Below are 19,630 nucleotides of genomic sequence, written 5' to 3'. Positions count from 1 at the left end.
AGCGCGTTGATCGCTCGGAGCAAGGCTGGCATTCTCGAATAAGAGAACTTTTCTCATATCTGGGATTTTCCGTGGTCGACAAGTTGACGAAGAAACTGGCAGATCGCCTCAAGCGCCTAAGGCAAGAGCGCGGCTGGTCGCTTGACCGCCTCGCGGAAGAGAGCGGTCTGAGCCGCGCCACGCTGTCCCGGCTGGAAAAGGCGGAGGTCAGCCCGACCACCGAAGTTCTCAGCAAGCTCTGCAGGGCCTATGCACTGGCGATGTCCCGGCTGCTTGCGATGGTCGAGGAAAACGCCAGCCCGGTGGTCCGGCACCGGGATCAGCTCAGCTGGCACGACGAGAAGGCCGGGTTCCTGCGCCGAGCCGTGTCTCCACCGGACGGCCACTTGGTCGCGGAAGTCCTGGAATGCGAGCTGAAGGCCGGCGCCCGGATCGCCTATGACATGCCGCCGCTTCCCGGACTGGAACATCATCTCGTTCTGCTGGAGGGCAGCTTGGATGTGACGATCGAGGGGCAACGGCACCGTCTGACGGCCGGCGACTGCCTGCGATACCGGCTTTTCGGCGCGAGCGCCTTCGAAACGAACGAGGAGAGCACCGCACGATACCTCCTCCTTCTGGTCTGAGGGCGAGATGACTGAAATCTCCATCGAAAAGCTCGACGCCCGAGGTCTTCAGGCCAGGTTGGGCGATCTCACCGAGATCCTCCACGCAACGGTCGCGGCGGGCGCCAGCGTCAACTTCGTCCACCCCTTTTCCCGACAGCAGAGCCGGACCTTCTGGCAGGAGAAGATCCTGCCGTCGGTGGAAGCGGGCGGGCGCCTGCTCTGGATCGCAAGTCTCGGCGAGACGCTGGCGGGCACGGTCCAGCTGATCGTCGAGATGCCGCCGAACCAGAGACACCGCTGCGAGGTGTCGAAGCTTCTTGTTCACCCGGATTGCCGAAACCGGGGCGTCGCGAAGCGTCTCATGGCGGCTCTTGAAGCCGAGGCGCGCCGGCTCGGGAAAACGCTCGTCACGCTCGACACCCGGACGGGCGACACGGCGGAGCCGCTCTATCGGGCGCTCGGGTATGAAGCCGCGGGTGTAATTCCCGGCTTCTCCCGCGCGCCCGACGCCGAGCAGTACGACTCCACGACCTACATGTACAAGCCGCTCTGAGGCCTCACGTCCGAAACGCTCGCACAGCCTTCGGCCGGATGGCGATAGAGGCAGGCCGGCCTAGAGGGCGATCGCCCTCTAAACCTTATGATGAGAGTAGGATTCACGCCTCAGGCAGGATCGCCGGAGCGATCCCGCCTGAGGCGATCCTGCTCTCTAACCGGCCGCCTTGACCGCCGCGACCTCCGCCTCGATCTGCTTGGCCAGGCCGTCTTCCAGGCCCAGGCGGCCCGACAGCATCTGCAGGTATCCGCGCTCGGCAGGGCTGTCGACCTCGATCGCCAGCAGGGACGCCGCATAGACCTCGACTGCGACTTCGGGGCGCTCGACGCCCCGGACCAAAGCTTCGAGATCGAGCGGCTTGCCCAGTTCGTCGAACAGAAAGGCGCGGGCCTCCGCATCCAGCTCGGCCTCGCCCAGGCGTTCGAAGATACGGCGCTGCTCGTCGGAATCGATCTGCCCGTCGGCCTTGGCGGCGGAGATCATCGCCCGCAGAAGCAACAGGGAAAGGTCGTTCTGTTGCGGATCCGGGGCCGGAAGCTGGGCCACCGGCTGAGTCGTCGTTCCACTGCTGGAGTAGGCCGTCGGCGGCAGGTAGCCGCTCTCGGCCGGCGGCGGCGTCAAGGCCTCTTCCGCATTCGCCGGCTGCGGCCGGCCGGAGGCGTCGCGGTTGTTGTAGTGCCTCCAGGCCGCGTAAGCGACGCCGCCGACCACGGCCAGGCCACCCACTTGCATCGCGCGCTTGCCCAGTTTCTTTCCGCCCTTGCCGGTCAGCACGTTGCCCAACACCGTACCGGCCAGGCCACCTGCCATGCTGCCCCCGAAAGCCCCCTTCGCGGCCGCCTTACCCTCCTGGCCGCCCAGCAGACTGCCGAGCACCTTGTTTGCGTCGAACATTACGGTATCCCTCTAGACTGTATGGCCGGCTGTTTCGGCGGGCGCCGTACGTCGCGAACCCTGCTACCCGTGTTGGGCCAGACCGCGCTTTTCGAAGTAACGCTGGTGATAGTCCTCAGCCGGCCAGAAGGGCGCGGCCGGCGTCACCTCGGTCGCGACGTCGATGCCACGCTCGATCAGGGCTTGCTTCTTGGCGCGGGCGATTTCGGCCTGATCGTCCGTCAGCGGAAAGATCGCCGAACGATACTGCGTCCCGATATCCGGGCCCTGACGGTTTCGCTGTGTCGGATCGTGCAGTTCGAAAAAGGTATCGACCAGTTCCCCGAAGCCGATCTTGGCCGGGTCGTAGATTACCTCCACCGCCTCCGCATGACCGGTCTGCCCGCCGCAGACCTGCTCGTAGGTCGGGCGTTCGGTGATGCCGCCGGTGTAGCCGCTGATCGCCTCGGCAACACCCGGCAGACGCCGGAAGGCGGCTTCCACCCCCCAGAAACAGCCGGCTGCAAAGATCGCCTTTTCCATGGCCAACGCCTTTCGTCCCGCAGAAGTATTTCCTACGCATATCTAGGAACGCGCGACCTGCCGCTCCAGCCCCTCCAGGTCGACTTGAGACATCTCAATGCGAGAAACTCTCAAGCCCCGCAACCTGAACGGATCTTAATCGGGGGCGGATCTTGCTCGCGGCAGAGTCCGGTTGGGATCCGCAGCGACCGCAGACGGCGGTGTGGGGGCGAGCGGCAAAGGAGCGAAGCGATGTACGATGTTCCGATGCAGCCCGGCAGCCTTGCCGAGGCAGAGCGCACAAACGGCCTCTCGGGCGACCTGGCCGAAGGTCCCTGGGACGGTTTTCAGCCCGGCCGCTGGCAACAGCGCATCGATCTGCGCGACTTCATCCACTGCAACGTTCGGCCTTACAATGGAGAGGTTGACTTTCTGGCCGGGCCGACGGCGCGGACCGAAGCGCTTTGGGCAGAGGTGGCCGAGCTTTTGGCCGCGGAGCGTAAGGCCGGCGTCCTTGCCGTTTCCGCCGATGTCGGCTCCTCGATCCTGGCCCACGCGCCGGGCTATATCGACCGCGACAAGGAGTTGGTCGTCGGACTGCAGACCGACGCCCCCCTGAAGCGTGCGATCCTACCGACCGGCGGACTGCGTCTCGTCGAAAAGGCGCTGGAGGCCTACGGTTTCGAACTGGACCCCGAGATTCGGGAGGTCTTCGAGCGCTACCGCAAGGACCACAACACGGCGGTCTTCGACGCCTATACCGACGAGATTCTCGCCTGCCGCCGGGCCGGCATCATCACCGGTCTGCCCGACGCCTACGGCCGCGGCCGCATCATTGGCGACTACCGGCGGGTCGCGCTTTACGGCGTGGCGCGACTGCTTGAGGAAAAACATCGCGAGAAGGCCGAGTTGGCGAACGCCGGCGCGGCGGAAGACACCCTGCGCCTGCGTGAAGAGCTGTCCGAACAGATCCGGGCCCTGGAAGAACTGATCGAGATGGCGCAGCGCTACGGCTACGACATCTCGACGCCCGCGACCACAGCCCGCGAGGCCGTGCAGTGGCTCTACTTCGCCTATCTTGCGGCCGTGAAAGAGCAGAACGGCGCGGCCATGTCCTTCGGCCGAGTCTCCAGCTTCCTGGACGTCTACATCGAACGCGACTTGGCCGCCGGCCTGATCGACGAAGCCCAGGCGCAGGAGCTGATCGACGACCTGACGATCAAGCTGCGTCTGGTGCGCTTCCTGCGTCCGCCGGAATACAACGCCCTGTTTGCCGGGGACCCCACCTGGGTGACGGAGTGCCTCGGGGGCCTGAGCGAAGACGGACGTCCGCTGGTCACCAAGACCACCTGCCGCTTTCTGCAGAGCCTGCACAATCTGGGTCCGGCGCCCGAGCCGAACCTGACGGTGCTCTGGTCGCCGGCCCTGCCCGAGCCCTTCAAGCGCTTCTGCGCCGCGACCTCGATCGCCACCTCCTCGATCCAGTACGAGAACGACGATGTGATGCGGGTCGCTTGGGGTGACGACTACGGCATCGCCTGCTGCGTGTCGGCCATGCGCCTCGGGCAGCAGATGCAGTTCTTCGGCGCCCGGGCCAACTTGGCAAAAGCGCTGCTCTACGCCCTCAACGGCGGACGCGACGAGGTGACCGGCGAGCAGGTCGGCCCCGCCGGCAGCGTTTATCCCGGCGCCGTGCTGGATTACGACGAGGTCAGAAGCCGTCTGGGAGTCATGTTGGGATGGCTTGCGCGCGTTTACGCCGAGGCCATGAACACGATCCACATGATGCACGACCGCTATGCCTACGAACGGCTGGAGATGGCGCTGCACGACCGCGATGTCTTCCGCACCATGGCCTACGGCATCGCCGGCCTCTCCGTGGTGGCGGACAGTCTTTCGGCGATCAAGCATGCGACGGTGCGGCCCAAGCGTGACCCGGAGAGCGGACTGATCGTCGATTTCGAGATCGAGGGCGACTATCCGGCCTTCGGCAACAACGACGACCGGGTGGACGACCTGGCCGTGGAGATGCTGCGCAGCTTCATGGGGCTTCTGCGTCAGCAGCCGACCTATCGGAACGCGGAGCCAACCTGCTCAGTCCTGACCATCACCTCCAACGTCGTCTATGGAACTGCGACCGGAAATACGCCGGACGGACGCAAGAAGGGGGCACCCTTCGCGCCCGGCGCCAATCCAATGCACGGCCGCGACCGCAAGGGCGCCCTGGCCGCAGCGGCTTCGGTCGCCAAGCTACCCTACGCCGATGCCCAGGACGGGATCAGCTATACCTTCTCGGTGGCACCGGGTGCGCTCGGCAAATCGCCGGTCGAACGGGAGGAGAATCTGATCGCCTTGATCGACGACTACGTCGAGCGCGGGGGCCACCACATCAACGTCAACGTCCTGAACCGGGAGACGCTGTTAGAGGCGATGGAGCATCCGGAGAAGTATCCGCAGCTGACCATTCGGGTCTCCGGCTATGCCGTCAACTTCATCAAGCTGACCCGCGCCCAGCAGGAAGACGTCATCAGCCGCACCTTCCACGGCGGGCTCTAAGAGACTGTTTGAGAATTGGCCTGCAGGCCAATTCTGGGCTCTGTTCCGTCCCTCTCCCCCACCCGGCCACCCATTCAGCATACTGTCGTTGGGTGGCCGGGTGGGGGAGAGGGACGGAGCAGAGCATTTCCAAACAGTCTCTAGCGAAGGCGGGCAACTCAGCTGTTGCCGGTCGCGGCCGGTAACAAGTGAGCCGCTCGCGAAATCTCCGTCCATGCCCCACTTCCGGCGCAATCGCGCAGGACAGTCAGCCCTCGCTTGCCGACGACTCCAGCCATCGGATAGACCCAGGGCTGAGGAAATCGCGGCGGATTCTCACGCGATTCGAGTGAAGAGACGGGCGCGGCATGGCGCAAAAAAAGACGGCAGCGAAGAGCGGCGCAAAGCGTACGCGCGCAGGTACGCAGACCAAGAAAGGTCGATCTTCGGCGAAGACGACAACGCGCCGCTCGCCCTTGAGGCGGATCGCGATCTGGGGAACGACTCTTTCCCTCTGGGCGGTTCTGGCGGTCGGGGCACTGGTGGTCTGGTATGCCTGGGATCTTCCCAGCGTTTCCAAGATCGCGGAGATGACGCGGCAACCGACGGTCCGCCTGCTGGCCGCCGACGGCAGCGAAATCGGCCGCTTCGGCGATCTCTACGGCGACGCTCTCTCAGTGTCCGAGCTTCCGCCGCATCTGCCTCAAGCCGTTCTGGCGACCGAGGATCGCCGTTTCTACCACCACCCTGGGCTGGATCTGATCGGGCTGGCCCGGGCCATCCTGGTCAACCTCCGCGAAGGGGCCGTGGTACAGGGCGGCTCGACCATCAGCCAGCAACTGGCGAAGAATCTTTTCCTGACGCCGGAACGCACGCTGAAACGCAAGGTTCAGGAGCTGTTGCTGGCCTTCTGGTTGGAGCGCAAACTCAGCAAGGACCAGATCCTCTCGCTCTATCTCAACCGCGTCTACCTGGGTGCCGGAGCCTACGGCGTGGACGCGGCAGCTCAGCGCTTCTTCGGCAAACCGGCGACCGACGTGAATCTCTACGAGGCCGCGATCATCGCCGGACTGCTGAAGGCGCCCAGCCGCTATAATCCGGCCAACGACGCGGAGCTGGCCGACCGGCGCGCCAGAACCGTTCTGGCCGCGATGGTTGCCGCCGACTTCGTGACGCGCGAGCAGGCCGACGAGGCCTATGACGCGAAGAGCCGCGGGCGACCGCCCGTACGCCGTGCCCGTTACTTCGCCGACTGGTCGCTGGACCGAGCCGAAGGCTGGCTCGGCCGGCTGGATCGCGACATCGTTGTACGCACGACCCTCGATCCACACGTACAGGAGGTCGCCGAAGTCGCGCTGGAGAGATTGTTGGCGGAAGAAGGCCTGGACGCAAGAATCGGCCAGGGCGCCGTCGCCGTGCTGAGCCCGGACGGCGCCGTCCGGGCACTGGTCGGCGGACGGAGCCACGCTGACAGCCCCTTCAACCGAGCGACTCAGGCTCGTCGCCAGCCGGGCTCCGCCTTCAAGCCCTTCGTCTATCTGGCAGCGGTCGAGCGGGGTCGCGGCTCCCTGACCACCGTTTTCGACGGACCGCTCACGGTGGATACGCCGCAGGGGCCATGGCAGCCGCAAAACTATGATCGCGAGTATCGTGGTGAGGTGACCCTGCGCGAAGCCTTCGCCAGGTCGCTGAACACGGCAGCGGCGCGCCTGGCGCTAGAGGTCGGGCCGGACCGCGTGGCGGAGACGGCCCAGCGGCTGGGGATCTCCAGCGACCTGCTGGCGACGCCGTCCCTGGCGCTCGGAACCTCGGAAGTCTCGCTGCTGAACTTGACCGGGGCCTACGCCGTGTTCGCCAACGGCGGCCAAGCCGTCTGGCCCCATTCGGTGCTGGAGATCACCACGCCGGACGGCCAGGTGCTCTACCGCCGAGAGGTCGGATCGGCAAACCAGGTCATCGCTTCGCCGCACCTGGCGGAGATGACCGACATGCTGCGCAGCGTCATGCTGGATGGAACCGGCCGTGCCGCCAATCCCGGTCGCCCGGCGGCCGGCAAGAGCGGAACCAGTCAATCGTTCCGGGATGCCTGGTTCGTGGGGTACACAGCCGAATTGGTCGTCGGGGTCTGGCTGGGTAACGACGACGGTATGGCGATGCAGCAGGTCACAGGCGGCGGCGCGCCGGCGCGTCTCTGGCGAGCCGTGGTGACCGAAGCGCTGGATGGCGAGCCTGCCCGTCCCTTGCCGGGCGCCGGAGCGATCGCCGCAGCACCGCGGGCCGCACCCGTTGCCGCCCAGCCCGACCGCGGTCCCGGCGTTTTGGAAAGCCTGCTGGAACGCCTGACCGGCGAGGCGCCGGATCGGCCGATCGGGAGCGGCAGCGAAGGGGCCCTGGAACGTCTGCCGCCACCCGGCAACGACAGCTGACAGGCGGAGAGTCCCGGCGGCCCCCTCTCGCACTCTGCCGTCCGAACGATCAGAGCACGAAGCTCCTCATGGCGCGCGGGTCTATTCGGCCGCCGAAGCCGGCTCGGCCACCGGATGAATGAGCCGGTAGGACAAGGCCGCGCCGAGGCCGCAGAGCGCGATCGCCGTCGCCATGGCGTGAGGGCTGCCATCCTGGAACGCCCCGACGAAGAGACCGACCAACGCTGCGCCGGCCATCTGCACGAAGCCCATCAGGGCCGAGGCCGCGCCGGCCATGCGCGGAAAGGGCGCGATACCGCGTGCCATGGAGTTCGGTAGCGTCAAACCGCAGCCGATCAGAACCAGGGCCATCGGCCCCACGATGCTGGCGATCGAGTGAACGCCTGCCCAGGCCAATCCGGCCGAAAGGCATCCGGCCAGCAGCATGACCTGCGTGCCGAGGCGAATCTGTCGGTCGGTGGCCATCGAGCCATGCAGCCGGCTTGCCAGGAAACTACCGGCCATGAACCCCAGCACCACGGCGGAGAAGCAGAATCCGAACTGAAGCGGGCTCAAGCCGAGGCCGTCGATCAGGGTGTAGGACGATCCCGAGATGAAGGAGAAAATCGCCGCGTAGCCACAGGTCACGACACCGACGTAACCGACGTAGGTGCGCTGCCTCACGAGGCTGCGATAGTTCGCCAGGAACTGGAACGGCCGCAGCGCTTCGCGGTCGAGATGACGATTGGTCTCCTGCAGTTGCAGCAGAACCCCGAGCAGCATCACGACCCCGAAGAGCGACAGCAGGGCGAAGTTGGAGGTCCAACCGTAAGCCTGGGTCAGAACTCCACCGAGAACCGGCCCGATCGCCGGCGCCAGGGCCATGGCCATGGCCAGCGTCGAAAGCACCTGCGCCGAACGCTCAGCCCCATGGACGTCGCGCACGATGGCACGCCCGAGGACAGGACCCGCACAGCCACCGAGCGCCTGGAAGAAACGGGCCACGATCAGCGCTTCGATGCTGGTGGCCAGCATGCAGGCGATGGAAGCTAGCGTGTAGAGCACCAGGGCGCCGATCAGGACCGGCCGGCGGCCGAAGCGATCCGACAGCGGGCCGTAACCCAACATCGAAATCGCAAACCCCGCCAGAAAAACCGAAAGCGTCAACTGAACCTGACTCGGGTCCGCCGCGAAGCGTTCGCCGATCTGGGGTAGCGATGGCAGATAGAGATCCGTCGAGAGCGGGCCAAACGAGACCAGCCCGATCAGCAGGAGCATTGGAATCCGGACAGGCGGATCGACCGACTTCATCTTTCGGATGCAATCCTTCTTGGCTCAGCCTACCTCAGGCTGTGCCGCGGGGACGCTCTGTGTAACCGCGACGACCGGTGACATGCCAGCGATCATCACTGGCACGCCAGCACTTATGCAATTATCTGACAAGGAGACCTCTTCGAAGCGTCGAGCGAAATGCCAGAACCAGACATCACCAGCCTCGCCGAAGCGCCGAACCCTCAGCTTCCGCTCGATCAAAGCGCGCTGCAGCGGGCGGTGACCGCGGGTATCGCCCGCTACTGCGAGGAACGGCGGGGCCGCATTCCGAGCTTCGTCTCTACAACTTACGGATGGCGTGGCGCGGTCCGACTGCATCGCAGGGCGCTGGGTCCGGATCTCTGGCGCAGTCCCGCCAACATCATGCTTGCCTTGCCTTATGTCGCCACCCGTCTGGCCGCGGTCGGCGCCCGCGGTCTCGGCCGCCGGGAGACGGCCGACTGGCTGAAACGGCGGCAGCTCTTCCTGACGACCGACGTGGCCCGGGAGGTGGAGTGGCGGGTCTTCGCGGAGTTTCTGGAGCTGCCCTACGCGCAGACTCCGGAAAGCGAGCAGGCGCGACGGTCCGAACGGGACGCCTTGGCCGAGGCCATTCTGGCAAATCCGCAGATCGACGCGACACTACATGCCCTCTTACGCCCGGTTGGACGCCGTGCCGACGATCCGCAGTTCCGTGTCTGGCTGACCGACGCCATGGCGCACTACACGGGCAGCCGCACCGCAGCCGTCGACATCACCAACGCCCTGATCTCGGCCGGCGTTGGTGCACTGGCCTTCAAGCAATGGACGCCCGGGGCCATCACGCTCGGCCCGATGCTGGCCCAGGCCTTCGCCCAAAAGCTGGCGATCGCCAGCTTTCCCCTAGGCGCGGGCCTGGGGGGCCTTTGGTACGGAGCCTTTCCAGTCGGTGCTCCGGTGGCCGCGACCGCGGTCGCAACGGGTGGCGTGCTGGCGCTGGGCGCCCTGGTCGCCGCCTTCGCGGGGATCGTTGCAGATCCGATACAGACGCATCTCGGCCTGCACCAACGCCGCCTCAACAAGCTTGTCGACGCTCTTGAACGGGAACTTCTTCAGGGCGAGGGCGAGGGCTTTTCCGTGCGCGACCACTATGTCGCGCGGGTCTTCGACCTGATGGACCTCGCAACCAGCGCCTATCGCCTGACCCTGCGTCCGACCGGTTGAGCCGAGCCAATCGGAACGGAGGCGGGTCAGCTATCGCTTGGCAGGCTCGCGCGACAGACCGCGATCCTGAATGTTCTTCAGGTAGTCGGCCCAGATCTGCTCCCGGTCCTGGCCGAGCCGGTAGAGGTAGTCCCAGGAGTAGAGGCCGGTATCGTGCAGATCATCGAACTTCAGCCGCACGGCGTAGCTCCCGACGGGTTCGATGGCCATGATCCCGACATGACGGCGGCCGGCGACGATTTGCTTCTGGCCCGGCCCATGACCCTGCACCTCGGCGGAGGGGCTTTCGACCCGGAGGAGTTCGGCCGGCAAGGCGAAGGTGACGCCGTCGTCGAAATCGACCTCCAGCGTCTTGGTTTCCTTCGAATAACGGATCTCAAGCGGGTGATGCTGAACATCGAAACCGCTTTTCGGCGGCAGGGTTTCAGGTTCGGGCATAGTGTCTGCGCTGGGCCTCGAGCAAAATCGGGATTTACGACTCGTCGAGGCTGCGGGCCTCGTCGGGCAGCATGATCGGAATGCCGTCGCGGATCGGGTAGGCCAAACCGGCTTGCCGACTGATCAGCTCCTGGGCTTCGCGATCGTATTCCAAGGGTGCCTTCGTCAGCGGACACACCAAGATTTCGAGGAGTTTGGGGTCGACCGCCTGCGCCGCGACCGGGGTTTCCGCAGCGGGCTTATCTTGGGAAGTCTCGGGGGTCTCGGCCATCGGGTGGGGCCTTTCTCTGCGTCGGGTGTGCCGCTCTTGCGTGTATGTCGGCAATGTACCCTAGAGCGCGATCGCGCTCTAAACTTTATGATTAGAGTAGGATTCACACCTTAGGTCGGATCGCCAAAACGATTCTACCTAAGGTGATCCTACTCTAGTGACGCAAGTCGCCGGAACCCGTTTCGCCGCCGGACAGAGTGCTCATCTCCATGATCGCCGTCATGGTGCGTGCACGCTCGAAGAGATCGTTCGCCTCCAGGAGGGCCTGCTTCTCGCTCGGTTCGAACGGGCAGATCATGGCCAGGGAAGTGATCAACCGTTCGTCCGGCGTTTCCTCGATCGCGTCCCAGTCGCCCGACAGACCGGTGTTTGCGAAATAGCCGCGGAGAGCCTGCAGGAGGCGCGGCCGGTCGATTCCGCCGGTGGTGATCTCGGCCGCCTGAAGGTCCTCGCGCCAACGCGACCAGTCGGCCCGGACCCGACGATAGCCGTCCTTAAGGTCCAGTTCCTCGATGACCCGAAAGCGCGCCAGACCGGAGAGGGTGATGAGCAATCGCCCGTCTTCGGTCTCGCTGAAGGCGGTGATGCGGCCCGCACAGCCGACCTCATAGACCGACGCGGCGGCCTTGTGAGGCGGCGGCGATTCCGCGCCGTCCTCGGGATCCTCCACGGGCTGAACCATTCCGATCAACCGGTCGCTGGCGATCGCATCCTGCGCCATTGCGAGGTAGCGCGGCTCGAACACGTTCAGCGGAAGACGTCCGCCGGGCAGTAGCAAAACGCCCGAGAGCGGGAAGATCGGAAGGGTTTCGGGCAGGTTTTCGAAGTCCGGATCGAAGGGGCTACGCTTCATGCAAATAAAAGGGACGACAAACGTCGACGCATCTCCACAGTGAGCGGGTCGGCGGGGCCCCAGACCTCGAAATACTTCAAGAGCTGTTTGCGGGCTGCCTCGTCGTTCCAATTACGCTGAAGACGCACGATGTCCAGCAGCGCTTCGGCGGCGGCTTCCTTTTTATTGGCGGCATAGAGCGCCAGGGCCAGATCGAACCGGGCCTGATGATCCGCAGGATCCCGCGAGATGCGTTCCATCAGCTCCGGGATGGCGCCGGCACCCGGACCTTCGCCGCTCAGCTCCAGCGCCGTCTTGACCGGCTGCAGCTGAGGTGCGGCCTTGGTATCCTCCTCCAGCTGATCGAAAGCCATCTTGGCCTCCTCGCCCCGCCCGATATCGATCAGCAAACGCAGGTACTCGCCCAGCGCATCCAGGTTCTCGGGATCGTGCTGCAACACCTGGCCGTAGAGGGCCGCGGCCTGTTCGCTCTGACCGTCGGCGACCAGTTGCTTGGCCTGCTCCATCGCCTGTGCGACCGCCTCGGCCGGGCCGCCGGCGGCAGCCTGGGCTCCCCCCGTGGCCTGGATGACGCCGTCGATGAACTGCTTGAGCTGACTGCCCGGCAAGGCGCCCTGAAATCCGTCGATCGGCTGACCCTGAAAGAAAGCGTAAACCGTCGGCAGGGAGGCGATGCGCAGCTGCTGAGCCAATGCCTGGTTCTGATCGACGTTGACCTTGACCAGTTTCACAGCACCCTTGGCATCGCGGACCGCGGCCTCCAGCGCAGGCGTAAGCTGCTTGCAGGGTCCGCACCAGTCGGCCCAGAAGTCCACCAGGATCGGCATCGTCATGGAGGCGTCCAGCACGTCGCGCGCAAAGGACTGCATGTCAGCGTCCTTGATCAGGTCGGCGTCGGCCGCCTGTTGGCCCGGCGCCTGACCGGCTGGGACTTCGGTGCTGGAGGTCTGGATGCCTGGGGTCTGCTGCCCCTTGCCGAACGTCGGAAACATGAGTTGTCCGCCTGCTGCTTCGTCGGTGAAAATCGGTGTCTTACCTGGAGGCTCGCGAGAACCGCCAGCGTCGCCGGCGGTCCTGAAAGCGCCGTTTATGTGGCCAATCGCGCACGCGAGAGCAAGGGCGCAAGGGGACTACCCTGGGTCACGCTCGGCCTGACCGAGATCGACGATCCGTGGCGGATGGCCCACAGCTTCGGCGAAACGGACCAAGTCGCCAGCGGCCAAAGCCGTGGTTCGGTCGTTGGTCAGCGGATGGACGTTTACCAGCTCCTGATCCAGCAGGCCGGCGTCGAGCACCAAAGCCACCTGCGAACCCGGGTCGTTGATCACGGCCAGCGGCGTCACCGCACCCGGGCGGACACCCAGGTGACGCATCAGCCGCTCCGGGCTTCCAAAGGACAAGCGCCCGGCGCCCAGCAGATCGCCGAGCTTTTTGAGATCAAGAGGGCGGTCCTCCAGCGCGGTCACCAACCACATGGCGCCCTTCTTGTTCCGGAGGAACAGGTTTTTGGTATGGCCGCCGGGAAGCTGCCCACGCAGCGCTTTGGACTCCTCTACCGTAAAGAGCGGCGGATGGCTTACGCTGCGCTGAGCGATGCCCATCTCGGTCAACCTGCCGAGCAAGGCGTCAGGTGTCAGCGGCGGGCTGCCGTCGGCGAGCCGAGGCGCGACCTCGCCAGGGGCCTCAACGGCCGCCTCGGCGACGGCCCCTTTTCCGGCTCCCGTTTCCGTCATGACTTCCCTCTTCTGTCCTGTTCATCCCCGGCCGACCGAGGGCCAAGTCGATCGTCACCAGGATCAGCCGGCAGCAGGAGATTAGCCGGCAGCGGGGCGGCGACTCCACTCTTGCATCGCCCGAGCAAAAGCGTTAACTCACCTGTCCTCACCGGTCGGGGCAGAGCCCTCCGGTCGCGATCAGGAGCGCGGGCGTAGCTCAGGGGTAGAGCACAACCTTGCCAAGGTTGGGGTCGTGAGTTCGAATCTCATCGCCCGCTCCAGATTGCAGTCTGAACCCGGATCATCCGAACTCTCCGAAGCCGACGAGCTGGCGGCAAATGCGCTTCGCATGCAGCGGATCGGACGGCGTCACTCCATGGAAAAGATCCTCGGCCATGGAAAAGATCTTCGGTAAGCACTCGGTGCGGGCTGTCTTCCGGCAGCGTCCGCGAGAGGTCCAGCGGCTGGTGCTGGCGGGCAAGGAGTCCTACCACGGCGAGTTCATCGCGGCGGCGGAGCGCCGGGGTCTGCGGCCTGAATTTCTGGCCTGGCCGGATTTCCTGCGGATTGGAGAGTTCACCGAGGACGACAAGCACCAGGGCATCTGCGCCTTCGTCACCCCACGACGGATCTACGGCGACCGAGATCTGGATCAGCTGGCCGAGGCCGACTCCCTGCTGCTGCTGGACCAGGTGTCGAACCCTCAGAACTTCGCGACCATGCTGCGCACCGCTGCCTTCTTTCAAATTCCGGCGGTGGCCGTTTTGCGCAACCGCTCCGTCGACGTCTCACCCACGGTGGTGCGCTACGCCGTGGGCGGTGCGGAGTTCGTGAAGATCTTTCGTGTGACCAATCTGTCCCAAACGCTGACGTCCCTGAAGAAGCTGGGGTTCTGGGCCTATGGCCTGGATGGGGAAGCGCCAGCGACGCTGGCCCAGACGAGCTTTGCGGAAAAGTCGATCTTCGTGATCGGCGCGGAGGGCGAGGGACTGCGGCCCAAAACCCGCAAGTACTGCGACGCCCTTGTCCGGATTCCAGGCGGACAGCCCGGTCTGGACAGCCTGAACGCCGGTGTCGCGGCCGCCGTGGCCATGGCCGAGTTCCGGCGGCTGCGCGTTTGAAATCACGACCAGGCACCGGTCTCGCAACGCCTTCGCAACCCAAAAATCCGGAAGGCTTGTCCAAGCCGCGCTGCGCTGGGACTCCAGAAGCTTTCTTTCGGCAGCCTCTCCCGTTCGCCCAGGCGATGGAGTAGTCTCGGGCTGGGTCGTTTCCTGGCACCGAAGCAGGCTTCGGCTTGGGCAATTTCGGAATAGATCACCAGATAAAAGAGCTGACAGCGACGCGCCGCGTTGCGGCACCGGGCGGGGAAGGAACAGCGGTCATGGCACGTCTCGCGGAAGACACGACGGCCACCCTGATCGATACGGCGGCGAAGCTGGTCCGCCAGGGGATCGCCGGCGACAAGGCGGGCGACAAAGATGGGAAGGCGGCGGCGGCAGCCGAACGGTTTCTGCGGCTTTTCTTCGCCCACGTACCGCCGGACGACCTGAGCGACCAAACACCAGAAAACCTGGCCGGCGCCGCCCGGTCGGTCTGGTCCTTCGCCCAGAATCGCAAACCGGGCCGCGCCAAGGTCAGGGTCTACAACGCCACGGCCAAGACCCATGGCTGGAGCTGTCCCCATACGATCGTCGAAATCGTCAACGACGACATGCCCTTCCTGGTCGACTCGGTCACGGCAGCCATGAACCGGCGCGAGATCGAGGTTCGGCTCGTGATCCATCCGATCCTGCCGATGGAGCGCGACGAGAAAGGCGATCTGCTGCGCCTGGGCGACCGTCAGGAGGTTGAGATCGCCGGCGCCGCCGAATCCTGCATGCTGCTGATGATCGAGGAGCAGCCCGCCGCGCTGCACACCGAGATCGCCGAGGTGCTGGAGGTCGTGCTGCGGGACGTGCGCTTGGCCGTGGAGGACTGGCGTCCGATCCGCCAGCGCTGTCGCGACCTGATCCGCGACCTGGATCGCAACCCGCCGCGCTTGCCGCGAGAGGAAGTCGAGGAGGCGGTCGCCTTTCTCGAGTGGCTCGACGACGACCACTTCACCTTTCTGGGATACCGCGAGTATCGCTTCCAGGGCAGCGGCCAGAAGGCGCTCGCCAAGATCGATCCCGACAGCGGGCTCGGCCTGCTGCGGGACGTCGGCTTCTCCGTCTTCGACGGCCTGCGCGACCTCGGCAAGCTACCGCCCGACGTTCAGGACTGGGTGAAGACGCCGGAACTGCTGCGCATCACCAAGGCCAACCGACGCTCCACAGTCCATCGCGACGCCCACATCGACGCCATCGCGGTCAAGCTGTTCGACAGCAAGAACCGGATCTGCGGCGAACGCCTGTTCATCGGCCTCTTTACGTCCGCGGCCTACAGTCAAAGTCCTCGGGAGATCCCGCAGCTTAAGCGCAAGGTCGATAAGGTGCTGAAGCTGGCAGGTTTCTCGCCAGCGAGTCACGACGGCAAGGCACTGCTGCACATCCTGGAGACCTATCCTCGGGACGAGCTGTTTCAGATCGATGCCGAGGAACTGCAAGGCACCGCCCTTGGCGTTCTGCACCTTCAGGAACGCCAGCGGACCGCCCTCTTCGTCCGGCGCGATCCCTTCGAGCGCTTCGTCTCCTGCATGGTCTACGTGCCGCGCGATCGCTTCGACACGAACTTGAGGCTGAAGCTTCAGTCCCTGCTGGCCGAGGCCTACGCTGGCGAGATCGCAGCCTTCTCGACGCAACTGGGCGACGCCCTGCTCGCGCGTTTGCATGTCATCGTCAAGACCACTCAGGGCAAGGTCCCTAAGGTCGAGGTCGAGGTTCTGGAACAGCAGCTCGCGGAGGCCGCGCGCTCCTGGACGGATACCCTTCAGGCATCGCTGGTCGCGGCCCACGGCGAGCAGGAAGGCCTCTCGCTCTTCCGCCGTTACCAGCGGGCCTTCCCGACCAACTACCGCGAAGCGCACGTCGCCAAGGATGCCGTCGCGGACCTGGCGAAGATCGAGACGACCCTGGGCGAAGCCGGCCTCGCGCTCGACCTCTACCGACCCCACCGGGCACCCGAGGAGGTCCTGCACTTCAAGCTCTACATCGCCGGCCAGCCGATCCCGCTGTCCGACGTCCTACCGATGCTCGAGCAGATGGGCCTGCGCGTAATCTCCGAAGTGCCCTACGAGATCAGGATCAAGACGGCAGGCGTCGGCAGCCTGGAAAGCCGTGCCGAGACAACGGTCTGGATCCACGACTTCTCCCTGCGGCTAGGGCCGGGACAGAGCGTCGATCTGGATCGGGTCCGCGAGGCCTTTCACGAGGTTTTCGCGCTGACCTGGACCGACCAGATGGAGGGGGATCGCTTCAACGGTCTGGTTCTGGCGGCGGGTCTGACGGCGCGGGAGATCCGGATCCTGCGCGCCTACGCGAAGTACCTGCGCCAGGCCGGCATTCCCTTCAGTCAAGCCTACATGGAGGAGACTCTGGCCGGGAACCCGCGGATCGCGGCGAAGCTGGCGGAGCTGTTCGAGGCCCGCTTCGATCCGGCCCGAAGACGTCCGACTCGGAGAAAGGGGCCCGGCGCATCGGATCCGGCCAAGGCGGAACAGGCATTGGTGGGCGAGATCGAAGCGGCGCTGGAGTCCGTCGCGAACCTGGATGAAGACCGCATCCTGCGGCGTTTTCTCAACGCCCTGCAGGCAACGCTGCGGACGAACTACTACCAGACCGACGCGGAGGGCCGGACCAAGCCCTACGTCTCCTTCAAGCTCGACAGCCGAGCCATCGACGAGCTACCGGAGCCCAAGCCATATCGCGAGATCTTCGTCTATGCCCCGCAGGTCGAGGGGGTACATCTGCGCTTCGGACCGGTCGCCCGCGGCGGGCTGCGCTGGTCGGATCGCCGCGAAGACTTCCGCACCGAGGTGTTGGGCCTGGTCAAGGCCCAACAGGTCAAGAACGCCGTCATCGTTCCCGTCGGCTCGAAGGGCGGCTTCGTCCCGAAGCGCCTGCCGCCGCCGTCGGAGGGACGGGAGGCCTTCATGGCCGAGGGCGTGGCAGCCTACAAAACCTTCATTCGCGGTCTGCTGGACATCACCGACAACACCCAGGCGGGCAAGATCGTGCCGCCCAAGCAGGTCGTGCGCCACGACGGCGACGACCCCTATCTGGTGGTGGCCGCCGACAAGGGCACGGCAACCTTCTCCGACTACGCCAACGGCGTGAGCCAGGACTACGGGTTCTGGCTGGACGACGCCTTCGCGTCCGGCGGTTCCGCCGGCTACGACCACAAAGCCATGGGCATCACGGCCCGGGGCGCCTGGGAGTCGGTCAAGCGGCACTTCCGCGAACTTGGCAAGGACATTCAGCGCGAGACCTTCACGGCGATCGGTGTCGGCGACATGTCGGGCGATGTCTTCGGCAACGGCATGCTGCTGTCGAAACACACGCAACTGATCGCTGCCTTCAATCACCTGCATGTCTTCGTCGATCCGACCCCAGATCCCCGCAAATCCTTTGCCGAACGCAAGCGCCTCTTCGGGCTGCCGCGCAGCACCTGGGACGACTACGACAAGCGTAAGATCTCGAAAGGCGGCGGTATCTTCGACCGCAAGGCCAAGGCGGTGCCGGTCAGCGCGGAGATGAAGGCGCTGTTCGGCCTAACCAAGGACAAGGTCACGCCGAACGAGCTGATCCACGCGATCCTGACCTGCGAGGCGGAACTGCTCTGGTTCGGCGGCATCGGCACTTACGTGAAGGCCAGCCATGAGAGCAACCTGGAGGTCGGCGACCGCACCAACGACGCGCTGCGCATCGACGGCGAAGAGCTGCGCTGCCGCGTCGTCGGCGAGGGTGCCAACCTGGGCATGACGCAGCCGGCGCGCGTCGAATACGCCCTGAAGGGTGGACGTTTGAATACCGACTCCATCGACAATTCGGCCGGCGTCGACTGCTCCGACCACGAGGTCAACATCAAGATCCTACTGGGCGCGGCCGAACAGCAGGGTCAGCTAACGCGCCCGCAACGGGACAAGCTGCTGGCCAAGATGACCGACGAGGTCGCCGAGCTGGTGTTGCGGGACAACTATCTGCAGACACAATCGATCTCCGTCACCCAGGATCTCGGCGGGCACCTGCTCGACCGCCTCGGGCGCTACATGCGCAGCCTAGAGCGCGCCGGCCACTTGAACCGCGCGCTGGAGCACCTGCCCGACGACGAGACGATCGAGGAGCGGATGAAGGCCAATCGGGGTCTCACCCGGCCGGAGATCGCGATCCTGCTGTCCTATGCCAAGATCGCGCTCTACGACGAGCTTCTGGCTTCCGACCTGCCCGACGACCCGGCTTTGAATGGCGAAGTCGCAAGCTACTTCCCGACAGCGCTGCGCAAGGACTATGCCGAGCAGATCCGCGGCCACCGGCTGCGCAGGGAGATCGCGGCCACCCTGGCGACCAACGAGACCGTCAACCGCATGGGCATCAGCTTCGTTCACGAGGTCCGCGAGAAGACCGGCTACGCAGCCTCGGAGATCGTGCGCGCCTTCATGGTGGCGCGGGACGTCTTCGGCCTCGACGAGCTCTGGCAGGCGATCGAGGCGCTGGACAACAAGGTGCCGGCGGAGATTCAGGCCAGCATGCTGATCGAGACCGGACGCCTGGCGGAGCGCGTCGCCGTCTGGATGCTGCGGGTGGAAGGGCATCCCCTGGATATCGCAAGCGCCGTCGCACGCTACCGCCCGGGTGTTGCCGCCCTGGGCGGGTCGCTCCAGAGCTTCCTGACCGACAACGACCGCAACCTGCTGGCCCATCAGGCCGAACGCCTGCGCGAATGCCGCGTGCCCAAGGATCTGGCCGATACCATCGCCGGCCTGCATCTTCGCTACGCGGCCTGCGATCTGGTTCGACTGGCGGAGCTCGCCGGACTGGCGGTGGAGGAAACCGCGCAGGTCTACTTCACCGTCGGCGCGCGCTTCGGTTTCGACTGGCTGCGGCGGGCCAGCAGCCACCTCGCCAACGACACGGCCTGGGACAAGCTGGCGATCACGGCCATCGTCGACGACCTGGATGCCTCCCAATTCCAGGCCGCCGAGTCGGTCCTGGAAACCGCAAAGGCGAACGGCGGCCTCAAGGGACGCGGCAAAGGGAACGGACTGTCGGTGATCGATCATTGGATGGAAAGCCGACGGCCCCAGGTGTTGCGCAGCGAGCAGTTGCTCGGCGAACTGCGCGCCAGCGGCAACCCGGACTTTGCAATGCTGGCCGTCGCCAACCGTCAGCTCAAGTCGCTGGTGGAGGGCTGAACGACCGAG

At 65.4% G+C, this 19,630-nt stretch carries 15 protein-coding genes and 1 tRNA gene; 8 read left to right on the top strand and 8 right to left on the bottom strand.

Features of this window, described 5'->3' with window-relative positions; translation table 11 throughout:
• Window positions 1-71 precede the first annotated feature (71 nt).
• Window positions 72-626 carry a helix-turn-helix domain-containing protein gene (locus ACO054_RS17965; protein ID WP_421707955.1) on the top strand — a complete coding sequence of 185 codons (555 nt, stop codon included), beginning with the start codon at window positions 72-74 and terminating at the stop codon, window positions 624-626.
• Window positions 627-633: 7 nt separating this feature from the next.
• Window positions 634-1,161, top strand: coding sequence for a GNAT family N-acetyltransferase (locus ACO054_RS17960; protein WP_421707954.1), 528 nt, complete (start codon window positions 634-636; stop codon window positions 1,159-1,161).
• 156 nt (window positions 1,162-1,317) lie between these two features.
• Here ACO054_RS17960 and ACO054_RS17955 read toward each other — a convergent pair whose 3' ends face one another.
• The gene (locus tag ACO054_RS17955; protein WP_421707953.1) at window positions 1,318-2,058 is read right to left on the bottom strand and encodes a tellurite resistance TerB family protein; all 741 of its coding nucleotides are present in this window, start codon (window positions 2,056-2,058) and stop codon (window positions 1,318-1,320) included.
• A 63-nt stretch (window positions 2,059-2,121) separates the two neighbouring features.
• Window positions 2,122-2,580: a peptide-methionine (S)-S-oxide reductase MsrA gene (msrA, locus tag ACO054_RS17950; RefSeq protein WP_421707952.1), complete on the bottom strand. Its 459-nt coding sequence runs from the start codon at window positions 2,578-2,580 to the stop codon at window positions 2,122-2,124.
• Window positions 2,581-2,826: 246 nt separating this feature from the next.
• On the opposite strand from msrA, the gene pflB reads away from it, so the two are divergent.
• Together pflB and ACO054_RS17940 are read left to right on the top strand one after the other, a co-directional pair.
• On the top strand, window positions 2,827-5,115 hold the full coding sequence (gene pflB, locus ACO054_RS17945) for a formate C-acetyltransferase (RefSeq protein WP_421710386.1): 2,289 nt from the start codon (window positions 2,827-2,829) through the stop codon (window positions 5,113-5,115).
• 347 nt (window positions 5,116-5,462) lie between these two features.
• On the top strand, window positions 5,463-7,520 hold the full coding sequence (locus ACO054_RS17940; RefSeq protein ID WP_421707951.1) for a transglycosylase domain-containing protein: 2,058 nt from the start codon (window positions 5,463-5,465) through the stop codon (window positions 7,518-7,520).
• Window positions 7,521-7,601: 81 nt separating this feature from the next.
• Here ACO054_RS17940 and ACO054_RS17935 read toward each other — a convergent pair whose 3' ends face one another.
• The gene (locus ACO054_RS17935; RefSeq protein WP_421707950.1) at window positions 7,602-8,810 is read right to left on the bottom strand and encodes a multidrug effflux MFS transporter; all 1,209 of its coding nucleotides are present in this window, start codon (window positions 8,808-8,810) and stop codon (window positions 7,602-7,604) included.
• A gap of 159 nt (window positions 8,811-8,969) precedes the next feature.
• On the opposite strand from ACO054_RS17935, the gene ACO054_RS17930 reads away from it, so the two are divergent.
• Window positions 8,970-10,013, top strand: a complete 1,044-nt coding sequence (locus ACO054_RS17930) for a DUF6635 family protein (protein ID WP_421707949.1) — start codon at window positions 8,970-8,972, stop codon at window positions 10,011-10,013.
• Between the two features lie 30 nt (window positions 10,014-10,043).
• On the opposite strand, the gene ACO054_RS17925 is transcribed toward ACO054_RS17930, so the two are convergent.
• The 5 genes from ACO054_RS17925 to ACO054_RS17905 form a co-directional block, all read right to left on the bottom strand.
• Complete coding sequence (locus ACO054_RS17925; protein ID WP_421707948.1) at window positions 10,044-10,451, bottom strand: gamma-butyrobetaine hydroxylase-like domain-containing protein; 408 nt, start codon at window positions 10,449-10,451, stop codon at window positions 10,044-10,046.
• Between the two features lie 34 nt (window positions 10,452-10,485).
• Window positions 10,486-10,722 (bottom strand): Trm112 family protein, encoded by a 237-nt coding sequence (locus tag ACO054_RS17920; protein ID WP_421707947.1) that lies wholly within the window; start codon window positions 10,720-10,722, stop codon window positions 10,486-10,488.
• Window positions 10,723-10,876: 154 nt separating this feature from the next.
• The gene (locus ACO054_RS17915; protein ID WP_421707946.1) at window positions 10,877-11,575 is read right to left on the bottom strand and encodes an LON peptidase substrate-binding domain-containing protein; all 699 of its coding nucleotides are present in this window, start codon (window positions 11,573-11,575) and stop codon (window positions 10,877-10,879) included.
• Entirely contained in the window at window positions 11,572-12,567 is a 996-nt protein-coding gene (locus tag ACO054_RS17910; protein ID WP_421707945.1) for a tetratricopeptide repeat protein, read from the bottom strand. Before ACO054_RS17910 ends, ACO054_RS17915 begins: the two co-directional genes overlap by 4 nt.
• A gap of 138 nt (window positions 12,568-12,705) precedes the next feature.
• Complete coding sequence (locus ACO054_RS17905; RefSeq protein WP_421707944.1) at window positions 12,706-13,308, bottom strand: prolyl-tRNA synthetase associated domain-containing protein; 603 nt, start codon at window positions 13,306-13,308, stop codon at window positions 12,706-12,708.
• Window positions 13,309-13,496: 188 nt separating this feature from the next.
• Between ACO054_RS17905 and ACO054_RS17900 the strand changes: the two genes are divergently transcribed.
• The 3 genes from ACO054_RS17900 to ACO054_RS17890 all read left to right on the top strand — a co-directional run bounded on the left by ACO054_RS17900 (window position 13,497) and on the right by ACO054_RS17890 (window position 19,621).
• Window positions 13,497-13,571, top strand: a tRNA-Gly gene (locus tag ACO054_RS17900).
• A gap of 114 nt (window positions 13,572-13,685) precedes the next feature.
• Complete coding sequence (locus ACO054_RS17895; protein WP_421707943.1) at window positions 13,686-14,411, top strand: TrmH family RNA methyltransferase; 726 nt, start codon at window positions 13,686-13,688, stop codon at window positions 14,409-14,411.
• 263 nt (window positions 14,412-14,674) lie between these two features.
• Entirely contained in the window at window positions 14,675-19,621 is a 4,947-nt protein-coding gene (locus tag ACO054_RS17890; protein ID WP_421707942.1) for an NAD-glutamate dehydrogenase, read from the top strand.
• Window positions 19,622-19,630 lie beyond the last annotated feature (9 nt).

The organism is Algihabitans sp. (genome assembly GCF_965226985.1).
Taxonomy (GTDB): domain Bacteria; phylum Pseudomonadota; class Alphaproteobacteria; order Kiloniellales; family DSM-21159; genus Algihabitans.
Note: the sequence above shows the minus strand (reverse complement) of the source record. Positions and strands in the feature narration are given on the sequence as shown.

Excerpts from the sequence above, each read along its gene's own strand:
- ACO054_RS17960 (WP_421707954.1), top strand. The coding sequence starts at position 634 with ATGACTGAAATCTCCATCGAAAAGCTCGACGCCCGAGGTCTTCAGGCC.
- ACO054_RS17955 (WP_421707953.1), bottom strand. The coding sequence starts at position 2,058 with ATGTTCGACGCAAACAAGGTGCTCGGCAGTCTGCTGGGCGGCCAGGAG.
- msrA (WP_421707952.1), bottom strand. The coding sequence starts at position 2,580 with ATGGAAAAGGCGATCTTTGCAGCCGGCTGTTTCTGGGGGGTGGAAGCC.
- pflB (WP_421710386.1), top strand. The coding sequence starts at position 2,827 with ATGCAGCCCGGCAGCCTTGCCGAGGCAGAGCGCACAAACGGCCTCTCG.
- ACO054_RS17940 (WP_421707951.1), top strand. The coding sequence starts at position 5,463 with ATGGCGCAAAAAAAGACGGCAGCGAAGAGCGGCGCAAAGCGTACGCGC.
- ACO054_RS17935 (WP_421707950.1), bottom strand. The coding sequence starts at position 8,810 with ATGAAGTCGGTCGATCCGCCTGTCCGGATTCCAATGCTCCTGCTGATC.
- ACO054_RS17930 (WP_421707949.1), top strand. The coding sequence starts at position 8,970 with ATGCCAGAACCAGACATCACCAGCCTCGCCGAAGCGCCGAACCCTCAG.
- ACO054_RS17925 (WP_421707948.1), bottom strand. The coding sequence starts at position 10,451 with ATGCCCGAACCTGAAACCCTGCCGCCGAAAAGCGGTTTCGATGTTCAG.
- ACO054_RS17920 (WP_421707947.1), bottom strand. The coding sequence starts at position 10,722 with ATGGCCGAGACCCCCGAGACTTCCCAAGATAAGCCCGCTGCGGAAACC.
- ACO054_RS17915 (WP_421707946.1), bottom strand. The coding sequence starts at position 11,575 with ATGAAGCGTAGCCCCTTCGATCCGGACTTCGAAAACCTGCCCGAAACC.
- ACO054_RS17910 (WP_421707945.1), bottom strand. The coding sequence starts at position 12,567 with ATGTTTCCGACGTTCGGCAAGGGGCAGCAGACCCCAGGCATCCAGACC.
- ACO054_RS17905 (WP_421707944.1), bottom strand. The coding sequence starts at position 13,308 with ATGACGGAAACGGGAGCCGGAAAAGGGGCCGTCGCCGAGGCGGCCGTT.
- ACO054_RS17895 (WP_421707943.1), top strand. The coding sequence starts at position 13,686 with ATGGAAAAGATCTTCGGTAAGCACTCGGTGCGGGCTGTCTTCCGGCAG.
- ACO054_RS17890 (WP_421707942.1), top strand. The coding sequence starts at position 14,675 with ATGGCACGTCTCGCGGAAGACACGACGGCCACCCTGATCGATACGGCG.